This is a genomic window from Candidatus Zixiibacteriota bacterium (assembly GCA_035380245.1).
Taxonomy (GTDB): Bacteria; Zixibacteria; MSB-5A5; order GN15; family FEB-12; genus DAOSXA01.
The window spans coordinates 804,841-826,054 of record DAOSXA010000002.1 but is presented as its reverse complement, the minus strand read 5'-3'; the positions used below and the strand labels follow the sequence as shown (position 1 = coordinate 826,054).

The 21,214-nt window shown below is 53.9% G+C and carries 18 protein-coding genes; 13 read left to right on the top strand and 5 right to left on the bottom strand.

Translation table 11 applies throughout. The features are described 5' to 3' along the window. Positions 1 to 42 precede the first annotated feature (42 nt). Complete coding sequence (locus tag PLF13_08625) at positions 43 to 1,101, bottom strand: carcinine hydrolase/isopenicillin-N N-acyltransferase family protein (protein HOP07340.1); 1,059 nt, start codon at positions 1,099 to 1,101, stop codon at positions 43 to 45. 304 nt (positions 1,102 to 1,405) lie between these two features. Between PLF13_08625 and PLF13_08620 the strand changes: the two genes are divergently transcribed. From PLF13_08620 to PLF13_08590, 7 genes are all read left to right on the top strand, one after another. Continuing rightward, complete coding sequence (locus PLF13_08620; GenBank protein ID HOP07339.1) at positions 1,406 to 3,190, top strand: peptidylprolyl isomerase; 1,785 nt, start codon at positions 1,406 to 1,408, stop codon at positions 3,188 to 3,190. After that, entirely contained in the window at positions 3,168 to 3,797 is a 630-nt protein-coding gene (locus PLF13_08615) for a hypothetical protein (GenBank protein ID HOP07338.1), read from the top strand. Before PLF13_08620 ends, PLF13_08615 begins: the two co-directional genes overlap by 23 nt. Before the next feature lie 91 nt (positions 3,798 to 3,888). Beyond that, on the top strand, positions 3,889 to 4,098 hold the full coding sequence (locus tag PLF13_08610; GenBank protein HOP07337.1) for a cold shock domain-containing protein: 210 nt from the start codon (positions 3,889 to 3,891) through the stop codon (positions 4,096 to 4,098). A 123-nt stretch (positions 4,099 to 4,221) separates the two neighbouring features. After that, the gene (locus PLF13_08605; GenBank protein HOP07336.1) at positions 4,222 to 5,250 is read left to right on the top strand and encodes a GntG family PLP-dependent aldolase; all 1,029 of its coding nucleotides are present in this window, start codon (positions 4,222 to 4,224) and stop codon (positions 5,248 to 5,250) included. After that, positions 5,251 to 6,030: an MBL fold metallo-hydrolase gene (locus PLF13_08600; GenBank protein HOP07335.1), complete on the top strand. Its 780-nt coding sequence runs from the start codon at positions 5,251 to 5,253 to the stop codon at positions 6,028 to 6,030. It abuts the gene before it with no gap. Between the two features lie 37 nt (positions 6,031 to 6,067). Next, positions 6,068 to 7,240 (top strand): Xaa-Pro peptidase family protein, encoded by a 1,173-nt coding sequence (locus tag PLF13_08595; GenBank protein HOP07334.1) that lies wholly within the window; start codon positions 6,068 to 6,070, stop codon positions 7,238 to 7,240. A gap of 10 nt (positions 7,241 to 7,250) precedes the next feature. Continuing rightward, positions 7,251 to 7,883, top strand: a complete 633-nt coding sequence (locus PLF13_08590) for an NUDIX hydrolase (protein HOP07333.1) — start codon at positions 7,251 to 7,253, stop codon at positions 7,881 to 7,883. Positions 7,884 to 8,085: 202 nt separating this feature from the next. On the opposite strand, the gene PLF13_08585 is transcribed toward PLF13_08590, so the two are convergent. The 4 genes from PLF13_08585 to PLF13_08570 all read right to left on the bottom strand — a co-directional run bounded on the left by PLF13_08585 (position 8,086) and on the right by PLF13_08570 (position 14,231). Beyond that, positions 8,086 to 10,449, bottom strand: a complete 2,364-nt coding sequence (locus tag PLF13_08585; protein ID HOP07332.1) for a NosD domain-containing protein — start codon at positions 10,447 to 10,449, stop codon at positions 8,086 to 8,088. 401 nt (positions 10,450 to 10,850) lie between these two features. Next, the gene (locus PLF13_08580) at positions 10,851 to 11,594 is read right to left on the bottom strand and encodes a succinate dehydrogenase/fumarate reductase iron-sulfur subunit (GenBank protein HOP07331.1); all 744 of its coding nucleotides are present in this window, start codon (positions 11,592 to 11,594) and stop codon (positions 10,851 to 10,853) included. Continuing rightward, positions 11,594 to 13,507: a fumarate reductase/succinate dehydrogenase flavoprotein subunit gene (locus PLF13_08575; protein ID HOP07330.1), complete on the bottom strand. Its 1,914-nt coding sequence runs from the start codon at positions 13,505 to 13,507 to the stop codon at positions 11,594 to 11,596. Before PLF13_08575 ends, PLF13_08580 begins: the two co-directional genes overlap by 1 nt. A 1-nt stretch (position 13,508) precedes the next feature. After that, positions 13,509 to 14,231, bottom strand: coding sequence for a succinate dehydrogenase cytochrome b subunit (locus tag PLF13_08570; protein ID HOP07329.1), 723 nt, complete (start codon positions 14,229 to 14,231; stop codon positions 13,509 to 13,511). A gap of 303 nt (positions 14,232 to 14,534) precedes the next feature. Between PLF13_08570 and PLF13_08565 the strand changes: the two genes are divergently transcribed. The 6 genes from PLF13_08565 to PLF13_08540 all read left to right on the top strand — a co-directional run bounded on the left by PLF13_08565 (position 14,535) and on the right by PLF13_08540 (position 20,731). Beyond that, positions 14,535 to 15,119, top strand: coding sequence for a hypothetical protein (locus tag PLF13_08565; protein HOP07328.1), 585 nt, complete (start codon positions 14,535 to 14,537; stop codon positions 15,117 to 15,119). A gap of 41 nt (positions 15,120 to 15,160) precedes the next feature. Beyond that, positions 15,161 to 16,174, top strand: a complete 1,014-nt coding sequence (locus tag PLF13_08560; protein ID HOP07327.1) for a T9SS type A sorting domain-containing protein — start codon at positions 15,161 to 15,163, stop codon at positions 16,172 to 16,174. Between the two features lie 50 nt (positions 16,175 to 16,224). Then, complete coding sequence (locus tag PLF13_08555; protein ID HOP07326.1) at positions 16,225 to 16,950, top strand: hypothetical protein; 726 nt, start codon at positions 16,225 to 16,227, stop codon at positions 16,948 to 16,950. 337 nt (positions 16,951 to 17,287) lie between these two features. Beyond that, complete coding sequence (locus PLF13_08550; protein ID HOP07325.1) at positions 17,288 to 18,847, top strand: citrate lyase subunit alpha; 1,560 nt, start codon at positions 17,288 to 17,290, stop codon at positions 18,845 to 18,847. A 348-nt stretch (positions 18,848 to 19,195) separates the two neighbouring features. Further along, positions 19,196 to 20,086 (top strand): hypothetical protein, encoded by an 891-nt coding sequence (locus PLF13_08545; protein ID HOP07324.1) that lies wholly within the window; start codon positions 19,196 to 19,198, stop codon positions 20,084 to 20,086. Between the two features lie 21 nt (positions 20,087 to 20,107). Then, positions 20,108 to 20,731: a methyltransferase domain-containing protein gene (locus PLF13_08540; protein HOP07323.1), complete on the top strand. Its 624-nt coding sequence runs from the start codon at positions 20,108 to 20,110 to the stop codon at positions 20,729 to 20,731. Positions 20,732 to 21,214: the final 483 nt, after the last annotated feature.

The following is a 21,214-nucleotide window of genomic DNA, read 5'->3' as shown; positions in this document are numbered from 1 at the left end:
TTTGTGCCTCGGCCGGTTTTTTTTGTGGTACGCTCGGCTCTTCTACGGCAGTGCGAGACGATAGATTCTGTCCCAATCCTGGTACACCGAAAGATACAGGCATCGCTCGGCCGGATCATATACCGCCGACCAGGTCGTCCCGCTCTGCTCGACCCGGTGCAGCATTTCATGAGCGCGGGTGCGAGTCAGGCCGGTTCCGAGGCTGTCGAGGTCTTCGGCCAGCGAGCGGTAGCGCCAGCAGATCGATTTGAGGTCGGTGTCGCTCAGACCGAGCAGCGGCTTGTTGGTCATGATTTGAAAGGAGCCTTCGGGAGCGAATGACGCCCACTTGTGGCCGTCGTGTTCGAGCACGACCGAAGCGCCGGACTTGTCGGCAATGAGCAAATGGCAGCTCAGCGAGTTGGTGTCGAGATCGAACGGGGTGAACCGGTCGGCCAGCGCGACCGCTTCCGCGACCGTGCCGCACCGGTCGAGCATCTGCCGGATGAGATAAGTGATAAACAAAGGCCGTTTCTCCGGCGTGGCGTGAACGGGGATCGTGTTGATGCCGGTGGTGATGACCACCAGGCCGGCGTCGTTCATCCCTTCGACGGCATAGAATGGGGCCACGTCGAAACGACCGCCATAATCGCTCCTAATCATCCCGGCCAGATCGAGATTCTCGCCGAAGCCGATATCAATGGCGCGACTCAGACAGACCGAGCGATGACCCGACGGGGGAGAGTACAGACTGACCAGAATCGACCCGACGTTCTGATTGTCCCAGTTGCGGCCGACCCAGAAAGTGCCGGCGCCGGCGCAGGCGAAAGCCGAACAAAAACGCCACGGCTGCTCGATCCAGGGCCGGTCGATCATCTCCTGATTCGTCTCGGCGAACAGACCGTCGGAGGGAGCGAAGCCCGACAGCAAATACAGGCCGCCGGTGGAATAAGCTTGGCTGATCGGCCGGGCCGTAACGATATGCAGAGGCTGGGCACGGTCTGAGACCGCCGCCGAGGTGTCGTCAAAACTAACGTCGATAACTGTCTCGGCCGCGTCGGTGGCCCGCGCGAAACAGACCAGCAACACGCCTATCGCGGTGATTGATCGAATCGAAAGCATAACTCTCCTTTGCCTGGGTCTTCCGATCAGACGGCCGAGCGCGCAATTTGTTGCACCACGGGGCCGGCAGGGCGCCCGGACAGTCGTTTGCCGCGACTGTCGTGTGCGGGGACACAAGGCCACCCGCTGTGCGAGTCCGGCGCTGTGGCCCCGTGCAGCCAGGGAGCTTGTCTGCCGGGCGATGCTCCGATCCGGTGACGAGCTGCGTCGCCCCGGCGCGGGACTTTTGGCTTGTTTTTGCCTTATAATTGTATAATTTTCCAAGGTCTTACGATAGGTATGTGGATTTTATTACGGAGATACCATGTTGTTTTATAAGCGTCTAGGTTTGCTTGCGTTTATTGCTGTTATCGCTCTTTCAGGATGCGGTAAACCACCCACCCCAATCTATCTGGCCGATAAAGCCGGCTATACTGATTTCGTTGCCCGGGTAGATGATCGGTTCGGTATCACGATGGCTGACCTCTATGATTCGTTGTACAACAGCGATCGTATGGCCGGCGGCGGTGTTATGGAACCGGAAGCAATTAAAGCGGTACTGGATAGTATTCTGGTCGATACCCTGGTTGGTTTTCTGGCCGATGAAACCGATATATCGAAGTCGTATCCTGATTATCGCGGTTACCAGAACTTGTATAGCACGGCCCTCCTTCAGGCCTTTTTTGACGAAAAAATAAAGAACGAGATAAAAATAGATTCGGCTGAAGTAGTTGAGTTTTACTACAGCCGACCGGATCTGTTCTCGGTGGAGGAGCAAGTCCTTCTCTACCATATTTTAATTTCTCACCGGGGGTTCCTGCTTGGTCCCGATTCGATAGCTTTTAAAGCGATGGATTGGGATTCGCTTCAGGCCTATACCAAAGCTTATGCCTTCGAAGTCAAAGCCCGACTCGACTCCGGAATGGTCTTCGAAAAGGTGGCGCAGCAATACTCACATGATTCGCATTCCAATAAACGCGGCGGTTATGTGGGATGGACCAAGCGCGGCACATATAACGATCCTTTTGATTCGATTGCGTTCAATCTTATGCCGGGTCAGATTTCGGAACCTTACCCCGACGATAACGGCTGGCATATCATTTGGGTGCCGCAACATTTCAATACCGGGCTCCAACCGCTCGATACGTCTTTCTATCAAATAGCCAAAGAGACATTGACGAATATGAAAACCAACGAGCGGGGACGAACACTTATCGATTCGATAAAAACTCTGCCGCGTGATATCGTCTATAACGAACCACTGCTTGATACGAATATCTATAAGGTCGAACGGTCGGAATGGGTGGCGGTGGTGAACGGAACCGATACTATCGACTGCAACGAAGTCAGGTCTTTGGAAGAAGCATATCGCGGTAATAATCGAATCGATAATTCGACGTCTGAAATGAAACGGGAAATGATCGATCATCTGGCCGATCGCAAGATGATGCTCGAAGTGGCGCATGATCTCGGCATCGATACGCTCGATTATGTTTGCAAACAGGAGTACGATATTCGACATTCGTTCGCTCGCCGATATGCTGCTCAGGATCAGGCTGAACCTTCCTGGTTGCCCTCAAAAGAAGAAATAGAAGCCTATTACAACAAGCATCTGGCTGATTTCCGAGTAGACAAGCCCTTGAAGGTACAACATATCATCGTTCCCGACAGCATGATGGGTGAACTGGTGCGAGATCAGGCTCTGGCCGGGGTGGATTTTATGGAGCTGGCGCGTCAATACTACCCGGGAGAATCATCAATCAGGGTTGATCTGGCCGATCTCGGATGGATAAATAAAAATGATGTTCCTGCAGAAGTCTGGCGGGCCGCCATCCAGACTTTAGTCGGTAATATCTCACATCCGGTGAAGACAGAGTTCGGATACCATATCGTTAAGGTTTTGGATCGCCATGAGACGAAAGGTGTCGATGAGGCCAGCCCGGAAATATCTAAAATACTCCGGCGGAAGCACAGTCAGGAAGTCTACGGCCGATTCCGCGATATGTTGTATGCCCGATACGATGTCAGTTTCCCCAATAAAATCAGTCCCGTACATCTGAGACCGGTCGATCAGCGCCAGGAGGGTCATGGCGAAAGCTCCGGACAATGATGCCGGGCAGATAACGTTTGCCGGCGAACTCCTTCGTAAAGGCACTCACATCGGAGCGTTGGTGATCCCGGCCGGGTATTATTTCCTTGGTCTCTCCAAGGGGCAGATGCTGGCGATCATGGTGCCGATCGCTCTGGCTATGGTTCTAGTCGATATCTCACGGTTTAAAGGGTGGTGGCTCTGGACCGGATTCGCATACCGATTCGAAGGGGGGATGATCCGAGCTCATGAGAAAGCGGGTGATTTTACCGGGGCCTCGTATATTCTCACCACCGTTTGTATCTGTGTTATTATTTTTTCCAAGCCTGTCACGATAGCAGCCCTGGCGTTTATCATTGTCGGCGATACTCTGGCGGCGTTGATCGGACGCCGTTACGGACGACATAAGTTCTGGAACAAATCGCTTGAAGGCTCAACGGCCTGCCTGATCGGCACGATCGCGGTGGCGCTGGTGGCGCCTGATCTGGCCCTGTCGGTGGGCATTACCGGAGCGGTGGTGGCGGCGGTAGTGGAGGCTTTGCCGCTCGGCGTCGATGACAATGTGAGCGTTCCACTCTTGTCCGGGTTGGTGATGACTTTGCTGGAACGCGTTATGTCGCAAATCTAGCCGTACTCTAACTTTTTTCTTGTTCGCCTCTGAACTCACGTGTATAATGGTTATGCAGTTCGGGGCTTAAGGCAAAATCGCGGGAGTATCTATGTCGAAGGGTAAGGTTAAGTATTTTAACGACTTAAGAGGCTGGGGCTTTATTTCTCCGGAAGAGCGTGATCAGGATGTATACGTTCATTACACTGCGATTAACATGGACGGCTACAAGACCTTAAGAGAGGGGCAGGAAGTCCTGTTCGATGCCTCACAAACATCGGCCGGCTACTTACAAGCGAACAATGTGGTAGTCTGCAACTAAGTTTTTTTATTTATGGCCTTGCAACGGGTCGTCCTATGGACGACCCGTTTTCTTTTGTATCTGTCCGCGAAGGCGGCCACAGTCGGCTTGTTTGACGCATTCCGAGTCGGTATATTGTCCGGTATGAAACCAATCGATCTTCGATCCGATACCGTCACCCGTCCCGGAGCAGCGATGCGTCAGGCCATGGCTACTGCCGAGGTGGGCGATGATGTGCTGGGGGATGATCCCACCGTAATCGAGCTGGAAACCTACTGCGCCGACCTTTTCAAATTCGAAGCCGCCCTGTTTGTTCCATCGGGTACGATGGGAAACCAGGTTTGCCTGAAAACGCATACCGAACCGGGCTGGGAGCTGTTGTGTGAGCGCGAGTGTCATATCGTAAATTACGAAGTCGGAGCGCCGGCGCTTCTGTCGCATTTGATGATCAACCTGCTCGATAGTGAGAGGGGTATGCTCACGGCCGACCAGATTCGCGCCAACGTGCGGGCGATTGATATTCATTGTCCCCGAACGCGAATAGTGGCTCTCGAAAACACGCACAACCGTCATGGCGGAACGATTCTGCCCCAGTCGGAAATCAAGCAAGTCCGTGAAGTGTGCGACGAAATGGGATTGATCCTGCATCTGGACGGGGCTCGTATCTGGAATGCACATGTAGCAACGGGGATACCGCTGGATAAATTGGTTGCGCCATTTGATTCGGTCTCGGTCTGTCTATCCAAAGGATTAGGGGCGCCGGTGGGATCGGTTATCCTGGGTGGTACCGATTTCATCGGGAAAGCACGACGTATCCGGAAGCTGTTCGGCGGAGCGATGCGACAGGTGGGAATTCTCGCCGCGGCCGGTCTCTGGGCCATCAGGAACAATCTGGAACGTCTGGTCGAGGATCATACCAACGCCCGCCTGATCGCCGAGCGCCTCAGTGCTTTGCCGGTGTTCGATATCGACCTTTCTCGGGTTGAAACTAATATCGTTATAGCTGATCTAACCGAGGACCGGATTGCCGAAGAGGTTCTCCGTGAGCTGTATGAGGCAGGTGTCTGGGCGGTTCCGTTCGGGCCAAGGAAGATCAGGTTCGTGACGCATCTCGATGTCAGCCGGGAGGATTGCAAGGAAGCCGTGACGCGAATCGAGGAGTTGTACGGATAAATGATCATTCATCCTGCCGACAGTTTCACCGTGCTTGGTTCCTCTTCCGGGATGCCGCAACCGGATCGAGCCAATGCCGGTTATTGTCTCAAGATCGGCGATGACCTGACCTTGGTTGACTGCGGCGGCGGGGTGACCTCGTCTTTCATACGTTGCGGATTTGACCCATTGGCGGTGTCTCGGGTTGTGATAAGTCACACTCATCCGGATCATTGCGGTGATCTGCCGCTATTCATTCAGGCGACTTATCTGGCCGGACGCAAAACGCCGCTCGATCTTTACCTCCCCGAGGATTTCGTTGAGCCGTTCGCAGCCTATATGCGGGCGGTATATCTGATCGTCGAAAAACTGCCGTTCACTGTAAACCTCATACCCTATATGGCCGGAGAGGTATTCGATTATCCCTGTCGTCTGACGGCTTATGCCAATCGCCATTTGCAGGGATACGCCGAACTGGTCGAAAAGCTCGGGTTGCCCAATCGCTTACGATGTTATTCGCTGGGCGTCGAGACGGAGAATAAGTCATTGCTTTATTCGGCCGATATTGCCGGATTTGCCGATATCGCCGATTTGATTAACGGTCGTGACTTTGCCGTGATCGAAGCGACTCATCTTGATTTGAACGAGTTGTTCGAAGCGTTGCCCGGATCAGGAACGAGACAGGTGGTGCTGACACATTTGGGTTCTTCTGAAGAAATAGACCGATTGAAACAAAAGATAAATAAGTCGGGACGGGATAATATAATCGTAGCCGAGGACGGACTGATATTGCCGCTGTAGTGGCGTAGAATAGACCTCGATCTCGAATGGGAGTAACATGGATATTAAAGCGATTCAAGAATACCTTCGCGAACAAAACCTCGACGGCTGGTTATTGGCTGATTTTCACGGCCGCAACAGCATTGCCATGAGTTATGTCCGACCGCAGGGAATGATCACCCGGCGGTCGTTTTATCTGATTCCGGCCGAAGGGGAACCGATTGCCTGGGTTAATCCGGTCGAGGCGGACAAGTTCGCCCATTTGCCGGGACGCAAGATCGTCTATCACGGCTGGCGGCACCTGGAAACGGAACTGGCCGAGGTGCTGAAACCGCTGCGACGAGTGGCCATGGAGTATTCATCGTTTGAGCGATTGCCGTACGTCGGGCTGGTCGAGGCGGGAACGATTGAGTTGATTCGGAGTTTCGGCCTTGAAGTTGTCTCCTCAGCCGATCTGGTGGCGGCTTTTCAGGCGCGGTTGAGCGATATCCAGATTGGCTTACATCGCAAGGCGGCGAATGAAATCATTAAGATAAAAGACCGGGCGCATCATCTGATCTCGGAGCATTTGACCTCCGGTAAAACATTGACCGAATATGATGTCGTTCATTTTATCGAGGAGCAGTTTGCCGCGCACGGTATGACGGCCGATCATGCCCCCAACTGCTCGGTCGATGCCAACGCCGGAAATCCGCATTATGAGCCGACTCGCGAAAACTCGAAGACGATAGAAAAGGGTCAGTTGGTTCTGATCGATTTGTGGGCCAAACATGACCAGCCGGATGGTGTCTATGCCGATATTACCTGGATGGCATTCGCCGGACGGGAAGAGGATATCCCTGAGAATTACAAGAAGATTTTCGCGGTCGTCACCGCCGCGCGCGACCGGGCGATTGAGTTTTTGAAAGACAACATCGCCGTGCGTGCGGTGCGTGGGGCGGAAGCGGATGATGCCTGTCGAGCTATTATCGAGGCGGCCGGGTACGGTGACCTGTTTACGCATCGCACCGGCCATTCGATTGATTCGGAAACACACGGTTCGGGACCGAATATCGACAACCTCGAGACCGAGGATGCCCGTGTGTTGCAGCCGGGGCATCTGTTCTCGATCGAGCCGGGGATTTATAGTAAACGATTCGGATTCCGGTCGGAGATCAACTGCCTGATTACTCCCGGTGGTCCCGAGATAACGACCCTGCCGCTGCAATACGATATCGTGCCGTTGCTCTGAAATGTTCGTTATGTCCCAACAGGTCCGAGCCTGGATCGACCGGTACGGCCAACCGGCCGAAGTGGCGTTTCGTATGCCGACTCTCGACGAGGAGTTCGAGATGATCCGGGCCTCACAGAAACAGGGCCGAGCGCACGATGTCACCCTGTACATTCGCAAGGCCGATCGTTTCATCGTCAACGCCAAGCCGTTTTATCCGCCGGGGCAATACCGGGCGCCCTCCGGTGGACTGGAACCGTCGGAGAATCTGGAGGACGGCGTAGCGCGTGAGGTAGCCGAAGAAACCGGCACGGAGGTGACCTTGCAACGGTTTCTGCTTATCTCGCAGGTGACTTTCGTGCGGTCGGAAATGCCGCCGGTATGGGAGGGTTCAGTTGTACCGTTCATGGTTAAGCCGCACGACAACGGTTCCTGGCCGGAGCCCTCGTCGAACGAGGAAATTCCCTGGGTTTCTTATGTCTTCCTGGCGGATTATGTCTCGGGGGATTTCGAGTTCACCGACCGGCGTGAGATCAAAGAGGTCCGGCTGGCGCGGCTGGATGAGTTCGACGGTTTTTCTAAAATCATGCGTCAGTCTCAGACGGGCGGCTTGCATTACCGCGCGGCCTTGCACGACACCGTGGCGATGTTGCTGGGGGAGTAGGGGAGACTGGACGTTCGAGCAACGTGACAAACCGCGTCTTCCTTAATCGTAGGTCAGGACCCTTTCATAATATCAAGGGTCCTGACCTACTGCTACTGCCACTCACAAATAAGGACCACCGGCAGAGACACCCGGCGGTAAAATTAAAGGCAGGTCTCGGGGAGACCTGCCTACGATTTGGTTTGATTTAATTGATGTGCTGCTACGGACAATCGGCCGGGACCGGCCCCCCTTGGAACATGTAAGTGACCAGATAAACCAGATCGGCAATGTCGGGTCCGTATCCGCTGCCGTTAATGTCGACTTCTTCCGGGCAGGGAAGTGCCGGACCGGACGAGAACATGTGCGTTACCAGGGTGACCAGATCGGTGATGTCGGGTTCATAGGCGCCGTCGCCGTTGGCATCCCCTGTGATACCCTGGCAGCAGCCGCAACCGAGATCAAGCACCGACGACAGAAAATCATCGGCGACACTCATGATGTATCCAAGGTGCCCGATCGAGTCGGTCGCTTGTGTCGTTGCGAAGGCGGTGTAGAAAGCCAGGGTGTCGCCCGGCATTAAGGTGTAATCCTGAATGTATGTCAGCATTGTGTGAAGATCGGCGGTATCGGTTGTCGCCTGGTGGCCTGCGACAGCCATCTTAGAGCACAACTCCTCCGGCGTGGCGTACCAGAGACTGGAATCATTGCGGGCGACATAACTTCCATAGATAAATGACGCTCCATCCGTGATGCACGCGTCGTTCAGCCAGGCGGCCAGCGGCTGGATGCCCCCGAAGCGTGCGTCGTTCGGATAACAGCCATCGCCCGTTCCCTGCTGCGTTATCAGGCCGGTAGCGGTGTTGTAGCCGGGAACGTTCTCCGAGCCGGTTTCAGCCGGGATGTCCCAGTCGATTACTTCACCGACCGTCACGCCGGGATGCATATAACCGTCGAACGAGAAGATACGCAGTCCCTGGATCATAAACTGCTGACTGGTTGCGGTAGAAGTCGGGACGTACCAGATCTTTTCGAGCCCAATGGTGAAATCACTGCTTACGATACAGCCCGAGCGATACTCCGAATAGTCCTCGGTAATCTGTTCGAATTCCTTAGGTTCCAATCCCCAGTCGGGGAGTCTAACGGTGCAGTTGTCGTACAACGACCAGCTCAACACCGTGTCGCCTGTCTCAGTAGTGATAATCAACGGGGTGCCGTCGTATAGGTAAACCGGCTCACAATCGCCTTGAGAAGCATAGTCTAGGGTGTTGCCTTCATCACCCTTGACCCCTATGGAGCCGTCATTCGCCACTTTCAGATAGAATAGATCGGTTAATAGATCATCTTCTATGAAGTACCGGAAATCGCACGAGTCACCGATACCGTCGCCGTCGATATCTTCCTGGGCCGGATTGTAAATCTGCCCGCAATTGTCGGTGATCGGACAATCGGGACTGGGCGTGTACGGGTCGCTGAATCCGTCGACATCGGCGTCGGAGCAGGGATCACATTCATTGCCGATCCAGTCACCGTCGGTGTCTTTCCAGTCGGAGGCCAGTTCCGGGCAGAAGTCAACGGAGTCGGGGATGCCGTCGCTGTCGGCGTCGCCGAAGGTCATCAGGGGATAGGGATCAACCACACCGCCGTCGCCGCCAATCTCGTAGGGGGTGTCGCCGATGCCGTTGGAGTCGGCATCCACCCCGGTGTAGTTGTACCAGTAGTTGCCTTCAAGTTCCCCCTGTGAATACCAATACTCGGTCAGACTGCCGTCATCCGTTGCCTGGATATCGTCGCTGTATAGTCCGTTTTGTACGAAACTGTTGTGGTGGATCGAGTTGTTATTCCCACCGCACATGCAATGGGACAGGGTGATTCCGGGATGAGTGTTGTAGTAAAGATGGTTGTAGCAAATTTCATTCTCGTTGGAGGTAATCAGAGAGATCGCCGGACCGCTGCAATAAGTGATGTAGTTGCCGCGAATGACGGAATGTTCGACCAGGTAGGAATTGTGGTCGACCCGAATCCCGGCGTCGGTACATTGAGCGATCACATTGCTAATAATCTCGTTGTAATCGCAATCCCAGGTCTCGGTGGAATCAACGGCATAGGTCTGGAACAGGATCCCGGTGGTGTTGGCAACCACGACACAGTGGCGGATGAGGTTGTGCGATGCCGCGGATATAGCAATGCCGATTCCTTCGTTGTTGGCCACCTGGCAGTATTCTACCCGGCAATAATCGGCGTCGGCGATCATGAGCCCGGCCGATTCGCCCCAGGTGTATACGTATCCACCGCCGTCTTCGATCGACAGGTTCTCGACTACGACGCTGTCGTGGCGAATCGTTACGGTGTTGTAGGGCATTCCGCCGGTAATAGTGACGAAATTTCGAGCCACACCGCGCAGCGTGATCTTTTTGTCAATCTCCACCCGTTCTTCATAAGTACCGGCAGCCACGAGAACGGTGTCATCGTCATTGGCGGCGTTAATACCGCCCTGAACGGTGGCATAGTCATCGGGTACATTTATGATGTCGGCCAGAGCCTGAGACGAAAGGAGAAAGAGCACAAGAGCGATTAGCTTCTTCATTTTTCCCCCTGGATACAGATTTGTAAAGCTACTTCAAGATAAGGATTCTATGCCGTTTGTCAAAGGAAAGAGAGGGGGAAATTACCCATTGGGGACATTGTGGATTGTTCTTGGTGGAAGCAGCCTTGAGGTGTTCGATATTGCGCTCCGTGTCCCGGGTAATACGGGATTGCTGATAAACCTCAATCGCGGCGGAGGCAAGCCCCGTCGCTACGCGTTAAAGAGCCTTAACCTCACGTAGCGGGCAGACTTGTGTCGCCCGCATTACAGTTGTGTTTTACTGAATACCCGCGTGTATGACTTCTTCAACACTCCCAATATAGCCCGGGATCTCAGGAATCCCGGGCTACGGGAAAGCTACGGAAATGCCTTGTATTGGCAGACCTTGGGGAGATCTGCCCCTACTTTTTTACCTTCGCTTTGAGCCATTCACGGTTCATCTGGGCGATGAACTTGACCGGGATCTCCTTGGGACAGACCGCCTCGCACTCGTAGTAATTGGTACAATTGCCGAATCCCTCGGCATCCATCTGGGCAACCATTTTGCGCACGCGCTCGGTTGCCTCGACCTTGCCCTGGGGAAGATTGGCTAACTGCGAGACTTTAGCCGCCACGAACAGCATCGCCGAAGCGTTTTTACAGGCAGCCACACAAGCACCGCAACCGATACAGGCCGCGGCGTCCATAGCGGTGTCGGCCTGTTCCTTGGAAATCGGAATGGCGTTGGCGTCGGGGACACCGCCGGTGTTGATCGAAACGAACCCACCGGCCTGCATGATCCGGTCGAAGGCCGAACGATCGACGATCAGGTCCTTGACGACCGGGAAAGCCCGCGCCCGCCAGGGCTCGATATATATCTTATCGCCGTCTTTGAAATGCCTCATATGGAGTTGACAGACAGTCGTACCGCGTTCGGGACCGTGCGGTATTCCGTTAATCATCAACGAGCACATGCCGCAAATCCCCTCGCGGCAGTCATGATCGAAAGCGATCGGTTCGATACCTCGCTCGATCAGGTCCTCGTTGACTACATCGAGCATCTCAAGGAATGACATGTGAGCCGATATATTCTTCGCCTCGTATTGCTCCATGCGCCCTTTGTCATTCGCGTCTTTCTGGCGCCATACGTAGAGAGTAAGATTCATTACTTGTAGCTCCTTGTGGCCAGGTGAACGTTCTCGAACTCAAGGGGCTCCTTGTGAAGCTCCGGTTTTTGTCCGACGCCTTTGAACTCCCAGGCGGCGACATACGCGTATTTCTTGTCGTTACGCAAAGCCTCGCCTTCGTCGGTCTGGAATTCCTCACGGAAATGTGCTCCGCAGGATTCGGCCCGGTCGAGGGCATCGTGGCACATCAACTCGCCGAATTCCAGGAAATCGGCTACGCGCCCGGCTTTTTCGAGCGACTGGTTGAGCTCTTCGTTTTCACCCAGCACCCGGACATTTTTCCAGAATTCATCCCGGAGCGGCGGGATCATCTCAAGCGCCTTCTTCAGGCCGGCCTCGTTGCGTCCCATGCCGCAATACTCCCACATGATCTTGCCTAATTCCCGATGGAACGAATCGACCGTGCGGGAGCCTTTGATCGAGAGCAGTTTCTTCATGCGGTCAAGGGTCTCCTGCTCGGTCTTTTTAAATTCAGCATGGTCGGCTTTGATGTCGTTGTTGCCGCTTCGAGCGAGATAGTCGCCGATCGTATAGGGGATGACGAAATAACCGTCGGCCAGGCCCTGCATCAACGCCGAAGCCCCGAGCCGGTTGGCGCCGTGGTCGGAGAAATTGGCCTCGCCGATCACGAATAAACCGGGGATAGTGCTTTCGAGATTGTAGTCAACCCAGAGTCCGCCCATAGTGTAATGAGCCGCCGGGAAGATACGCATAGGTACTTTGTAAGGATTTTCAGCCGTGATCTTCTCGTACATTTGGAACAGATTACCATAACGATCGCGGATGACATCCTCACCGAGACGGTTGATGGCATCGGCGAAATCGAGATAAACACCGAGACCGGTTTCGCCGACCCCGCGTCCTTCGTCGCAAACCTCTTTGGCCGAGCGCGAAGAAATATCACGGGGAGCGAGGTTGCCGAACGACGGATATTTACGTTCGAGGTAATAATCGCGATCCGACTCGGGGATTTCATTCGGCGGCCGTTTGTCGCCTTTGTTTTTAGGCACCCAGATGCGACCATCGTTGCGGAGCGATTCCGACATGAGCGTCAGTTTGCTCTGGTAGTCGCCGGCAACCGGAATACAGGTCGGATGAATCTGGGTGTAGCAAGGATTGGCGAATGCCGCTCCTTTTTTATAAGCCCGATAGGCGGCCGTGACGTTACAGCCCTTGGCGTTGGTGCTCAGGAAAAAGACGTTGGAATACCCGCCGGTGGCGAGAACGACGGCATCGGCGGCGTAAGAAGATATCTCACCGGTGACCATGTCGCGAACGATGATACCGCGTGCGCGGCCGTCGACTACGACCAGATCGAGCATTTCGGTTCGATTGAACATTTTCACTTTGCCGGTACCGATCTGACGACTTAACGCTGAGTAAGCCCCCAGCAGTAGCTGCTGACCGGTCTGGCCGCGAGCGTAAAAGGTGCGTGAGACCTGAGCGCCGCCGAAGGAACGGTTGGCCAGCAGGCCGCCGTATTCACGGGCAAACGGTACTCCCTGAGCGACACACTGGTCGATGATGTTGCAGCTTACTTCGGCCAGTCGATAGACGTTGGCCTCACGAGAACGGAAATCACCGCCTTTGACCGTGTCGTAAAACAAGCGGTATATCGAGTCGCCGTCATTCTGATAATTCTTGGCGGCGTTGATCCCGCCCTGGGCGGCGATACTGTGCGCCCGCCGAGGAGAATCCTGATAGCAGAAACAAAGCACATTGTAACCGAGTTCGCCGAACGAAGCGGCTGCCGCACCGCCGGCCAGACCGGACCCGACCACGATGATCGTATATTTACGCTTATTGGCCGGATTGACCAGTTTCATGTCAAATTTGTATTTGGTCCATTTTTCAGCAATCGGTCCGGAGGGAATTTTAGGATCGAGCTTCATATCAATATCCTCCTCCCGGCAGGGTGACGCATCCCGTCAATACCGCTACGGGAATACTGATGTAACCGACAGCGACACCGATGCCGATAACGGCACCGAGCAACTCGTATCGTTTTCGCCAGGTCTGATTGTTGAGACCGAATGTCTGAAAGAGACTCTCGACAGCATGGTTAAGATGGAACCCGAGAACGATCATGGCGATGATATAAATCCCGGATATCCAGGCGTTACGAAAACCTATAACGACCATGGAATAAACATCGAAACGCCCCAGGGAATCATGCAGGCCGGAGTATTCGGGATTGGTTACCACCAATGTGAAATGGAGCAGGTGGTAGATAACGTAGAGAAGTATCACCAGGCCGCTGTAGATCATCGTCCGTGACGAAACCGAGGCCTGAACGGTATCCTGGTGGGCGTATGCAACCGGCCGAGCGGAGCGGTTTTGAAGCCAGAGTTTGATACCCATCCAGATATGCACGATGAAGAACAGCGCCATTAAGACTCGCTCGATCCAGAGCAGCGAGCCAAGGCCTTTGAGGAATTCAGCGTAATGGTTAACTGCTTCCTGCCCTATGAAAACTTGCAGGTTGCCGATCAAATGCCCGATGACAAACAAAATAAAGACTGTGCCGGTGACCGCCATGAGTAATTTCATACCGATTGAGGTGCTGATCACCCCGACCGGTCGGGCCGGCGCAGCCACGGTTTGAACATTAGCCATATAATAGCCCTTATTGTTGAAGGAATGTTAGCCACATGAGCTTTTTTAACTTAGTAAAGTGGATACATTAGCGCAATGTTGTTTTAATCACGGCCGATCATGAATTATGCAATTAAGCCGATATCTAATGCTGTTGTTTTGGTTGGAACCGATTGATGATTGTTCGGTATCAGAATGTTGAACGGCATGGAGTTATAATTCGTTTGACATGACTGGCCGCCGGTGCTATCATGGACAACAATGGTTTTGGTACTTCTATAGTCAATTATCCGTATCTTTATAGATCAGGAGCTTTGTATGCGCGTGAGTAGAATCTTGATCGCTGTAGGTGCCTTATTGCTGACGGCTGCTCTGGCGGTTAACGCGGCCGGCATCAAAATGGCGATCTCCGGTGAAGGGGCAGTCAACGAGCGGACGATCCAGGCGGGCAAACCGGTATCGTTCGATATCATAATGATGAATGATTCTTTACGAGCCGGCATCACCATCGGCTTTAAGATCGTTTCCGACGACATCAAATCGGTTACACATGTGTCCGATTCGGGAAGCAATTGCTTGAACGAGCGTTGTGACGTCAAGGGCTGGAACGGCTTCGAGGATGCCTCGATCTGGGATCTCTACGGCATGATGGTGATCGAAAAGAACTGGGACGGAGCTCTTCCGGAACTGCTCGGCTTCGGTGGTATTTGCAACAAGCAAAAGTATCTTGCCCATGACTGGGAGAAGAAACTCTCCTTTGAGTTGATCGTGGATCAACCAGGGACGCTGGTAGTTGACTCCTCGTTTTATCCCCCGGGCGGCAAGTGGCTCTATGCCTCCCCGCCGGGGACAATCGAAGCCCATGAGCCCTCATGGGGCGGTCCCTACGTCTTCAAGGTAATCGAATAAAACCTGAGCCGTCCGTCTGATTTCCAGACGGACGGTTTCTTTTGGGGGAGCGTGCCGATATCTTTCAACGAATCCTGACAGTATTGCTGTCCCTGGGGTATTTGAGTGTTCCTCATGTCCAGGCGGCATCGTACCGGGTAGAACCACAGCAAATCGGACCGGCGACTGATGGCGGGGTAGTGACGGTCAAGTTCATGGTGAATTCTGTAGACCAGTCTTATCCTGCCTTCTCGGAGTATCGACTCATGTTCGCTTACGACAGTATCGATGTCATAATGGAAGAGTTCACGTTCGATAATCTCCCGGACGGCAGTTGTTGGAATGGCTATGCGCGGCAGTTGACCGATGAATTATCCGGTTGCCGTAAGGCGGTCGTGAATGTCCGTGCGGTACAAGCACCGGGTGAGGATAATTCGCCGATCCTCATGCCCGAAAACTGGCCGTTGTTTACGGTGCGATTTCGAGCCGTCGGAACTTTTGCCTCCGGAGATGGTCCCGGCTCACCGCTTGAATTCTTCTGGGTCGATTGCCTCGACAACAGCTTCGTGACGAATAACGGTGATACGGTACTGATCGCGGAAGAGGTATTCGATTCCAACGGCTCCGCTATTTCCGGGACGACAGGACCGTTGCCTTCGGACTCCGGCCCTCCCGACAGTTGCCTGACGGTGCTTACCGCCGATTGGCCGGAAGCGCGCGCCGAGATCCGGTTCATCGGAACAACGATACTACCTGACGGCAATCCCACCGATGTCGAGGATGATGAGTCGATTCAAGACAGAGTGAACGGTATGGAATTGTTGGTTTCGCCGAATCCGATTCAGGACAATTCTTCATTCATGTTGTCAACAGCCGTACGGGGACATTTAAGCATCCAGGTGTTTGACATTCTTGGTCGAAAACGGGGTGAGTTCTCATCTACGGCAGGGGCCGGGACTTATCAGATCAGCTTGAGCTCGGTGGTCGATGTAACACATCTGCCGTCGGGGGTATATTTCTGCCGAATGACTCTGGGCAATGAATCGATCTGCAAACGAATGATACGGATCAGGTAATCTCCGACATTTCGATTGTGGCATTTCTCTCTTAGCTTTAGATTGACGTTATGGTTGTTCTGTTTGCCCTGTTGTTGCTGTTGCCGATATTCACCGCTGATTTGGTTGGAGAAAATCCAACTGAGCCGGAGCGGATTACGATCGCGATTGAGCGCGTTCGGGCAATGGCGGGGCGTATTGTCGATACGCTCGACGTGACTATTTCCGCTTCGGACGAGCCGCTGGCCGGATTCGATCTCAAGGTCGGTTGCGACAGCCGCCAGGTGGAAATTCTGGATGTTTTACCGGGAGAGATTCTGGATTCCTGCCGGTGGGAGTTTTTCGACACCAGACCGCGACACCATACCGGGAGCGAAGGAGCTCCGTTGCAGATATGGCGGACTATCGCGCTGGCCGAAACGATCCCGGATGAGATTCGCCCCGGTTGCTACGGCCTCGATCGTGTGGCTTCGCTGATCCGCCTGGTGGTGTCAAGCGAACATGTCGAGTACGTACCGGATACAACCGTCCCGATCTTTTTTTACTGGGAGAACTGCGCCGACAACTCGGTATCCTCGTCCAGCGGCAATGTCCTCTGGCTGTCGATCCAGGTGACGGACTATTTTCATCAGGCTATGAACCAGACTGACTCGCTTTTCCCGACTCGTCGTGGGGCGCCGCGATCCTGTATAGATCCGGCTACGCCCAACAAACCGATCCGGCGGATCGATTTTCACAACGGCGGGGTGGAGTTCGTGACACCGGTGTTGGAGCCGGTCGTTCCGGATTCGTTGTAGCCTCCGTCACTATCCTGATCAGGTGAGGAAGGAGGGCGATAGTCTGGCTTGCGGGCGGCAGATGTCGGCCCCTGCAGTAGGGCATGTCTCTCCGAGACATGCCATTGTGTTGTTGATATGGTCTCTAATCCCACCCGTGGACGGGTGGGCCACCGGACCCTACAATTTGCATGTCACTTGAAAGCGCAGGTTCGAAGACGGACCTGCACTACGGTGATATTCGTAATGATGTTGATTGTGCTCTATCGTCAAGATTCATCACTGTCTGCCTCCGGTCTGTGTTGACTTTTTGCCCGATTTGAGCTACTGTTCCCGGAACATTTGGATACAGGAGTCGATGATGATATTCAACGGCAAACAATACACGGAATACACCCGGGCTTTCCCGGAAACGGCGTTCGACCAGCGACTGGTTGGGCGCAAACAGGCCTCGCGCATCCCGCATCGGGGCTCGAAACTAGTCTCTCTCGAAGCGGTGATGGATGTCCTGCACGACGGCGACGTTATATCCTATCCGCACTATTACCGGTTCGGCGACCGGGGCCTTCAGGCCATCGTTGAGATGTTGCGGAAGACCGGTAAGAAGGATATTAAAATTTACGGCAATGCCTTTTTCGACAATGTTGACCCCTGGTTGATCGAGGCGATGCGCGACGGTATCATCGGCGGTCTCTACGGTAATCCGTATCGGAAACTGGGAGAGAGCTTTGTCTCCGGAGAATTACTCCCGTGGGTCGGGGTTGGGTTCTCGCACGGCAACCGGGTGCGGAAGATGCAGACCGGTGAGGTGAACATAAAAGTCGCTTTCGGTCCGGTGCCGATTGCCGACCGCTGGGGTAACGCCAACGGACTGATGGGTAAACCGGAACAACTTTGCGGTCCGGTTGGCCTGTTCGCCGAAACCGAATATGCGGAGTATGTCTGTCTTCTGGCCGGCACAATTTCCGACTCGATAGTGCTCCCGGCGCCGATATCCATGGAGCAGGTAGATTTCGTCGTTCACATGGATCCTCCCGGTCTTAACGAGGGAATCGGTTCGGGGACGCTCGATATCGCCAAAGCTCGCGCCAATACCTTCAACGCCCGGGTCGCGGAGAACATTACCAATGTTATCAAGGCTTCCGGGGTGGTAAAACCTGATTTCTCGTTCCAGGTCGGTTCCGGCGCCGGTTTGATCGTATTGGAGAATATCCGGCAGATCCTTAAGGACTCCCAAACACGAGCGAGTTTTTCGATAGGCGGCTGCTGCGGTCTTCATGTCGACATGCTCGAAGAAGGAACGCTGTATCAACTCATGCACGGGCAGCTTTTCGAGCCGAGTGAGAAGATGTTCAACTCGATGATCAACCATCCGAGACATTTCGAGATTTCGGCCTCGTATTATGCCTCTATCGCCAGCAAAGAAGCGGCCGTGAACATGCTCGACCTGGCCGTGCTCTCGACCCTGGAGGTAGACCTAGGTTTCAATCTTAACACCGTTTGCGCCAACGGCCGGATTATTGGCGGAATCGGCGGCGGGCAGGATGTAGCCGCCGGAGCGGACCTGACTATTATCTTTATGCCGCTTGCTACCGGTAAGGACGGCAAGGGATTCCCTAAAGTGGTCGAGAAGGTCTACACACGGACGACACCCGGTGAAGTGATCGACGTAGTCGTAACCGAGGAATATGCAGCGATCAACCCGGCGAGTACTTCAACTCACAAGGATGCCATCCTCGAACGGGCGAAGGATTTCGGTGTACAGCTAGTTACCATTGAAGACCTGTACGCCAAATCGACGGCCAAAGCTCAGAGCTTCGGTAAACTGCCGACCCCGGCCGCTACGACCGATGAAGTGGTACACATAATCGAATGGCGCGATGGCTCGTTGCTGGACGTCATTCGCAAAAAGGCGTAAAACCTGTTTGTGATGAATGTCCCCCCCGAGGGGTGAGTGTTGAAAAAGCCGTACGCGCGGATGTTCAGCAAAACCCGTCTGTAATGCGGGCGACACAAGGCCGCCCGCTACGCGAGGATAGAGTTCCTTCACACGTAGCGGCGGGGCTTGTCTCCGCCGCATAAGAGGTTTTTCAACAATCCTGAGGGGTGGGGCATCGAGAATTGTAGGGCAGGTCTCTCTCGGAGAGGCCGGCCCTTTTTTTGAACCGGTTTTTCAGAACTATTTCCTCTCGGACTTGACTTGCTAATCATCGCATGGTTGTAGTATCCTTCTACTAAGCTGAGGTTAGGAGAATGGAGGAACCTGATGCTGAGAAAAATACTATCGGTTGTTGCCGGGCTTTGCCTCTGGGCAGTTTTACCGATGAGCTCTCTTTCCGCCGGAGAAACTACATCGGATACGGCCTTTCGCCAACCCGAATATATGTTCCCCAACGAGTATGATTCCGGTATCGACGACAGTTCGGAGTATATCCCTGTCTCGTATTTTCATCTCCTGTCGATCCCGTTTCATGACAGCGATCGGATTTTACGGGTGTACTGTGAGCAACCCTGCTTCGTGGATTCTTTCATAGGTTATTGGTACGGCTATGGCGTTCAGTTTATCGATCGGTGTCGAAACCATGAAATTCGAATAACCGTATATGATCCTTCAACCCGAGAATCCACTTATCTGGGGATTGTCCATGAACAGCACGGTTCGAATCACGGGGGGATATTTATGCCGATAGCCCTCACCAAAGATGACCGCAACGTTGTTTTTCGAGCCTGGATGGGCTCTCCGGCTGCCGGCGGAGGTTCTCGGGATTACGGCTATGCAATGGCGCCCGTCATAGCGGTAACCGACGACAGCTCCCGCCTCGCTCTGACAGTTCTCGCCCCACGCGGTGCTTTGTTTTACGACAACTTCGGAAAAGTCGTATACCTGGATAACAGCGACAACATGCCGTCGTACATTCAACCGGGACCGAGTCACAACAGTGGAGCGCTATTTTCCCGTGATCTTGTAACCGGGACGAAATCGAAACTCCTTGAAGAAGAAAACACCACCTACGAGTTGAAGGGCATAGATACCGTTGAAAGAACGATTGATCTGGTAGCGATTCATTATGTTTTCAACGATAAGTGCCCTAAAAACGAAGACGGTTATTTCTGCGCCGAAAGAAGCCGGGAAACGCGCACAGTGCCGTTACCGTGACAAGATATCTTTGAGGATTTCATGCTGGACCAATCCGGATTCGAAAAATGGGCCGGGAACTACGATGAAAGCCTGGCTCGTTGTCTAGATTCTTTTCCCTTCCGGGGGTACTACGACGTGCTGGCGGAGGTGGTCGCTCGGGTCGAACCGGAACAAGGCATGAAGGTAATGGATGTCGGGATCGGCACGGGGCTGCTTTCGGAAGAGTTGGCCCGACGGGGTTGTGTCGTCTACGGTGTTGATTTTTCGACAAGGATGCTCGAAAAGGCACAGGCGCGAGTTTCTTCGGGGCGTTTCGATGCGGTTGATGTAACACGGGATCATTTCGGGAAATTCAACGATCAGCGGTTCGACCGGATTGTCTCATCGTATTTCTTACATCATCTCGATCTTGACCGGCAGATGATCTTTATCCAAAGAACGTTGAGAGACAACTTGAATCCCGGGGGACGAATTATCATTGCCGACATCGGTTTCGCGAACGAGAAAGATTTCGAGGCGGGACAGACGAAGTACGAAGCCGAATGGGACGATGATGAGTTCTATCTGTGCGGTGAGTCGATTGTTGGCCGTCTCCGCCGAGAGGGGATCGCGGCCAGGTATGCGCAGGTCAGCGATTGTGCCGGGATATTGGTTTGTGAGTAGTGACAAGAAGGCTCAGATAAATTGTCGGTGGGCGGCAGGCGTCCTGGTGGTGGTCCCCCCGTCCACGGGTGGGATTAATGCCCTCCTGGCTTCTCCCAAGCAGGTTCGAAGACAGACTTGCGCCACGGACTCGATGCTTGATCGGCCGGGATCACGGTGATTCCGGCCGATGGAGTTAAGGTCCCCCTTTGTGAGGGAGAACCGGCTTCCCCATTTTCATTGACAAAATCGACCGATTCGGTAGATTGCCCGCCAGAAGAGAAAAGCCGGGCAAACCGAATCGAGAAAGGTGCCCCACCCCTCGGGTGAGATTCAGATTGCAAGCAATCTGACCGACAGCTTCGATAAGGGGTTATGATCTGGAAACCCGAGGCAAAGGGAGTGTTGAAAAAGTCATACGCTCGGATATTCAATAAAAACACATCTGTAATGCGGGCGACACAAGGCCGCCCGCTACGCGAGGTTAGGGTACTTTAACGCGTA

Bases quoted from the DNA above. Each gene is read 5' to 3' on its own strand.
- PLF13_08625 (HOP07340.1), bottom strand. From the start codon at position 1,101: ATGCTTTCGATTCGATCAATCACCGCGATAGGCGTGTTGCTGGTCTGT.
- PLF13_08620 (HOP07339.1), top strand. From the start codon at position 1,406: ATGTTGTTTTATAAGCGTCTAGGTTTGCTTGCGTTTATTGCTGTTATC.
- PLF13_08615 (HOP07338.1), top strand. From the start codon at position 3,168: ATGGCGAAAGCTCCGGACAATGATGCCGGGCAGATAACGTTTGCCGGC.
- PLF13_08610 (HOP07337.1), top strand. From the start codon at position 3,889: ATGTCGAAGGGTAAGGTTAAGTATTTTAACGACTTAAGAGGCTGGGGC.
- PLF13_08605 (HOP07336.1), top strand. From the start codon at position 4,222: ATGAAACCAATCGATCTTCGATCCGATACCGTCACCCGTCCCGGAGCA.
- PLF13_08600 (HOP07335.1), top strand. From the start codon at position 5,251: ATGATCATTCATCCTGCCGACAGTTTCACCGTGCTTGGTTCCTCTTCC.
- PLF13_08595 (HOP07334.1), top strand. From the start codon at position 6,068: ATGGATATTAAAGCGATTCAAGAATACCTTCGCGAACAAAACCTCGAC.
- PLF13_08590 (HOP07333.1), top strand. From the start codon at position 7,251: ATGTCCCAACAGGTCCGAGCCTGGATCGACCGGTACGGCCAACCGGCC.
- PLF13_08585 (HOP07332.1), bottom strand. From the start codon at position 10,449: ATGAAGAAGCTAATCGCTCTTGTGCTCTTTCTCCTTTCGTCTCAGGCT.
- PLF13_08580 (HOP07331.1), bottom strand. From the start codon at position 11,594: ATGAATCTTACTCTCTACGTATGGCGCCAGAAAGACGCGAATGACAAA.
- PLF13_08575 (HOP07330.1), bottom strand. From the start codon at position 13,507: ATGAAGCTCGATCCTAAAATTCCCTCCGGACCGATTGCTGAAAAATGG.
- PLF13_08570 (HOP07329.1), bottom strand. From the start codon at position 14,231: ATGGCTAATGTTCAAACCGTGGCTGCGCCGGCCCGACCGGTCGGGGTG.
- PLF13_08555 (HOP07326.1), top strand. From the start codon at position 16,225: ATGGTTGTTCTGTTTGCCCTGTTGTTGCTGTTGCCGATATTCACCGCT.
- PLF13_08550 (HOP07325.1), top strand. From the start codon at position 17,288: ATGATGATATTCAACGGCAAACAATACACGGAATACACCCGGGCTTTC.
- PLF13_08545 (HOP07324.1), top strand. From the start codon at position 19,196: ATGCTGAGAAAAATACTATCGGTTGTTGCCGGGCTTTGCCTCTGGGCA.
- PLF13_08540 (HOP07323.1), top strand. From the start codon at position 20,108: ATGCTGGACCAATCCGGATTCGAAAAATGGGCCGGGAACTACGATGAA.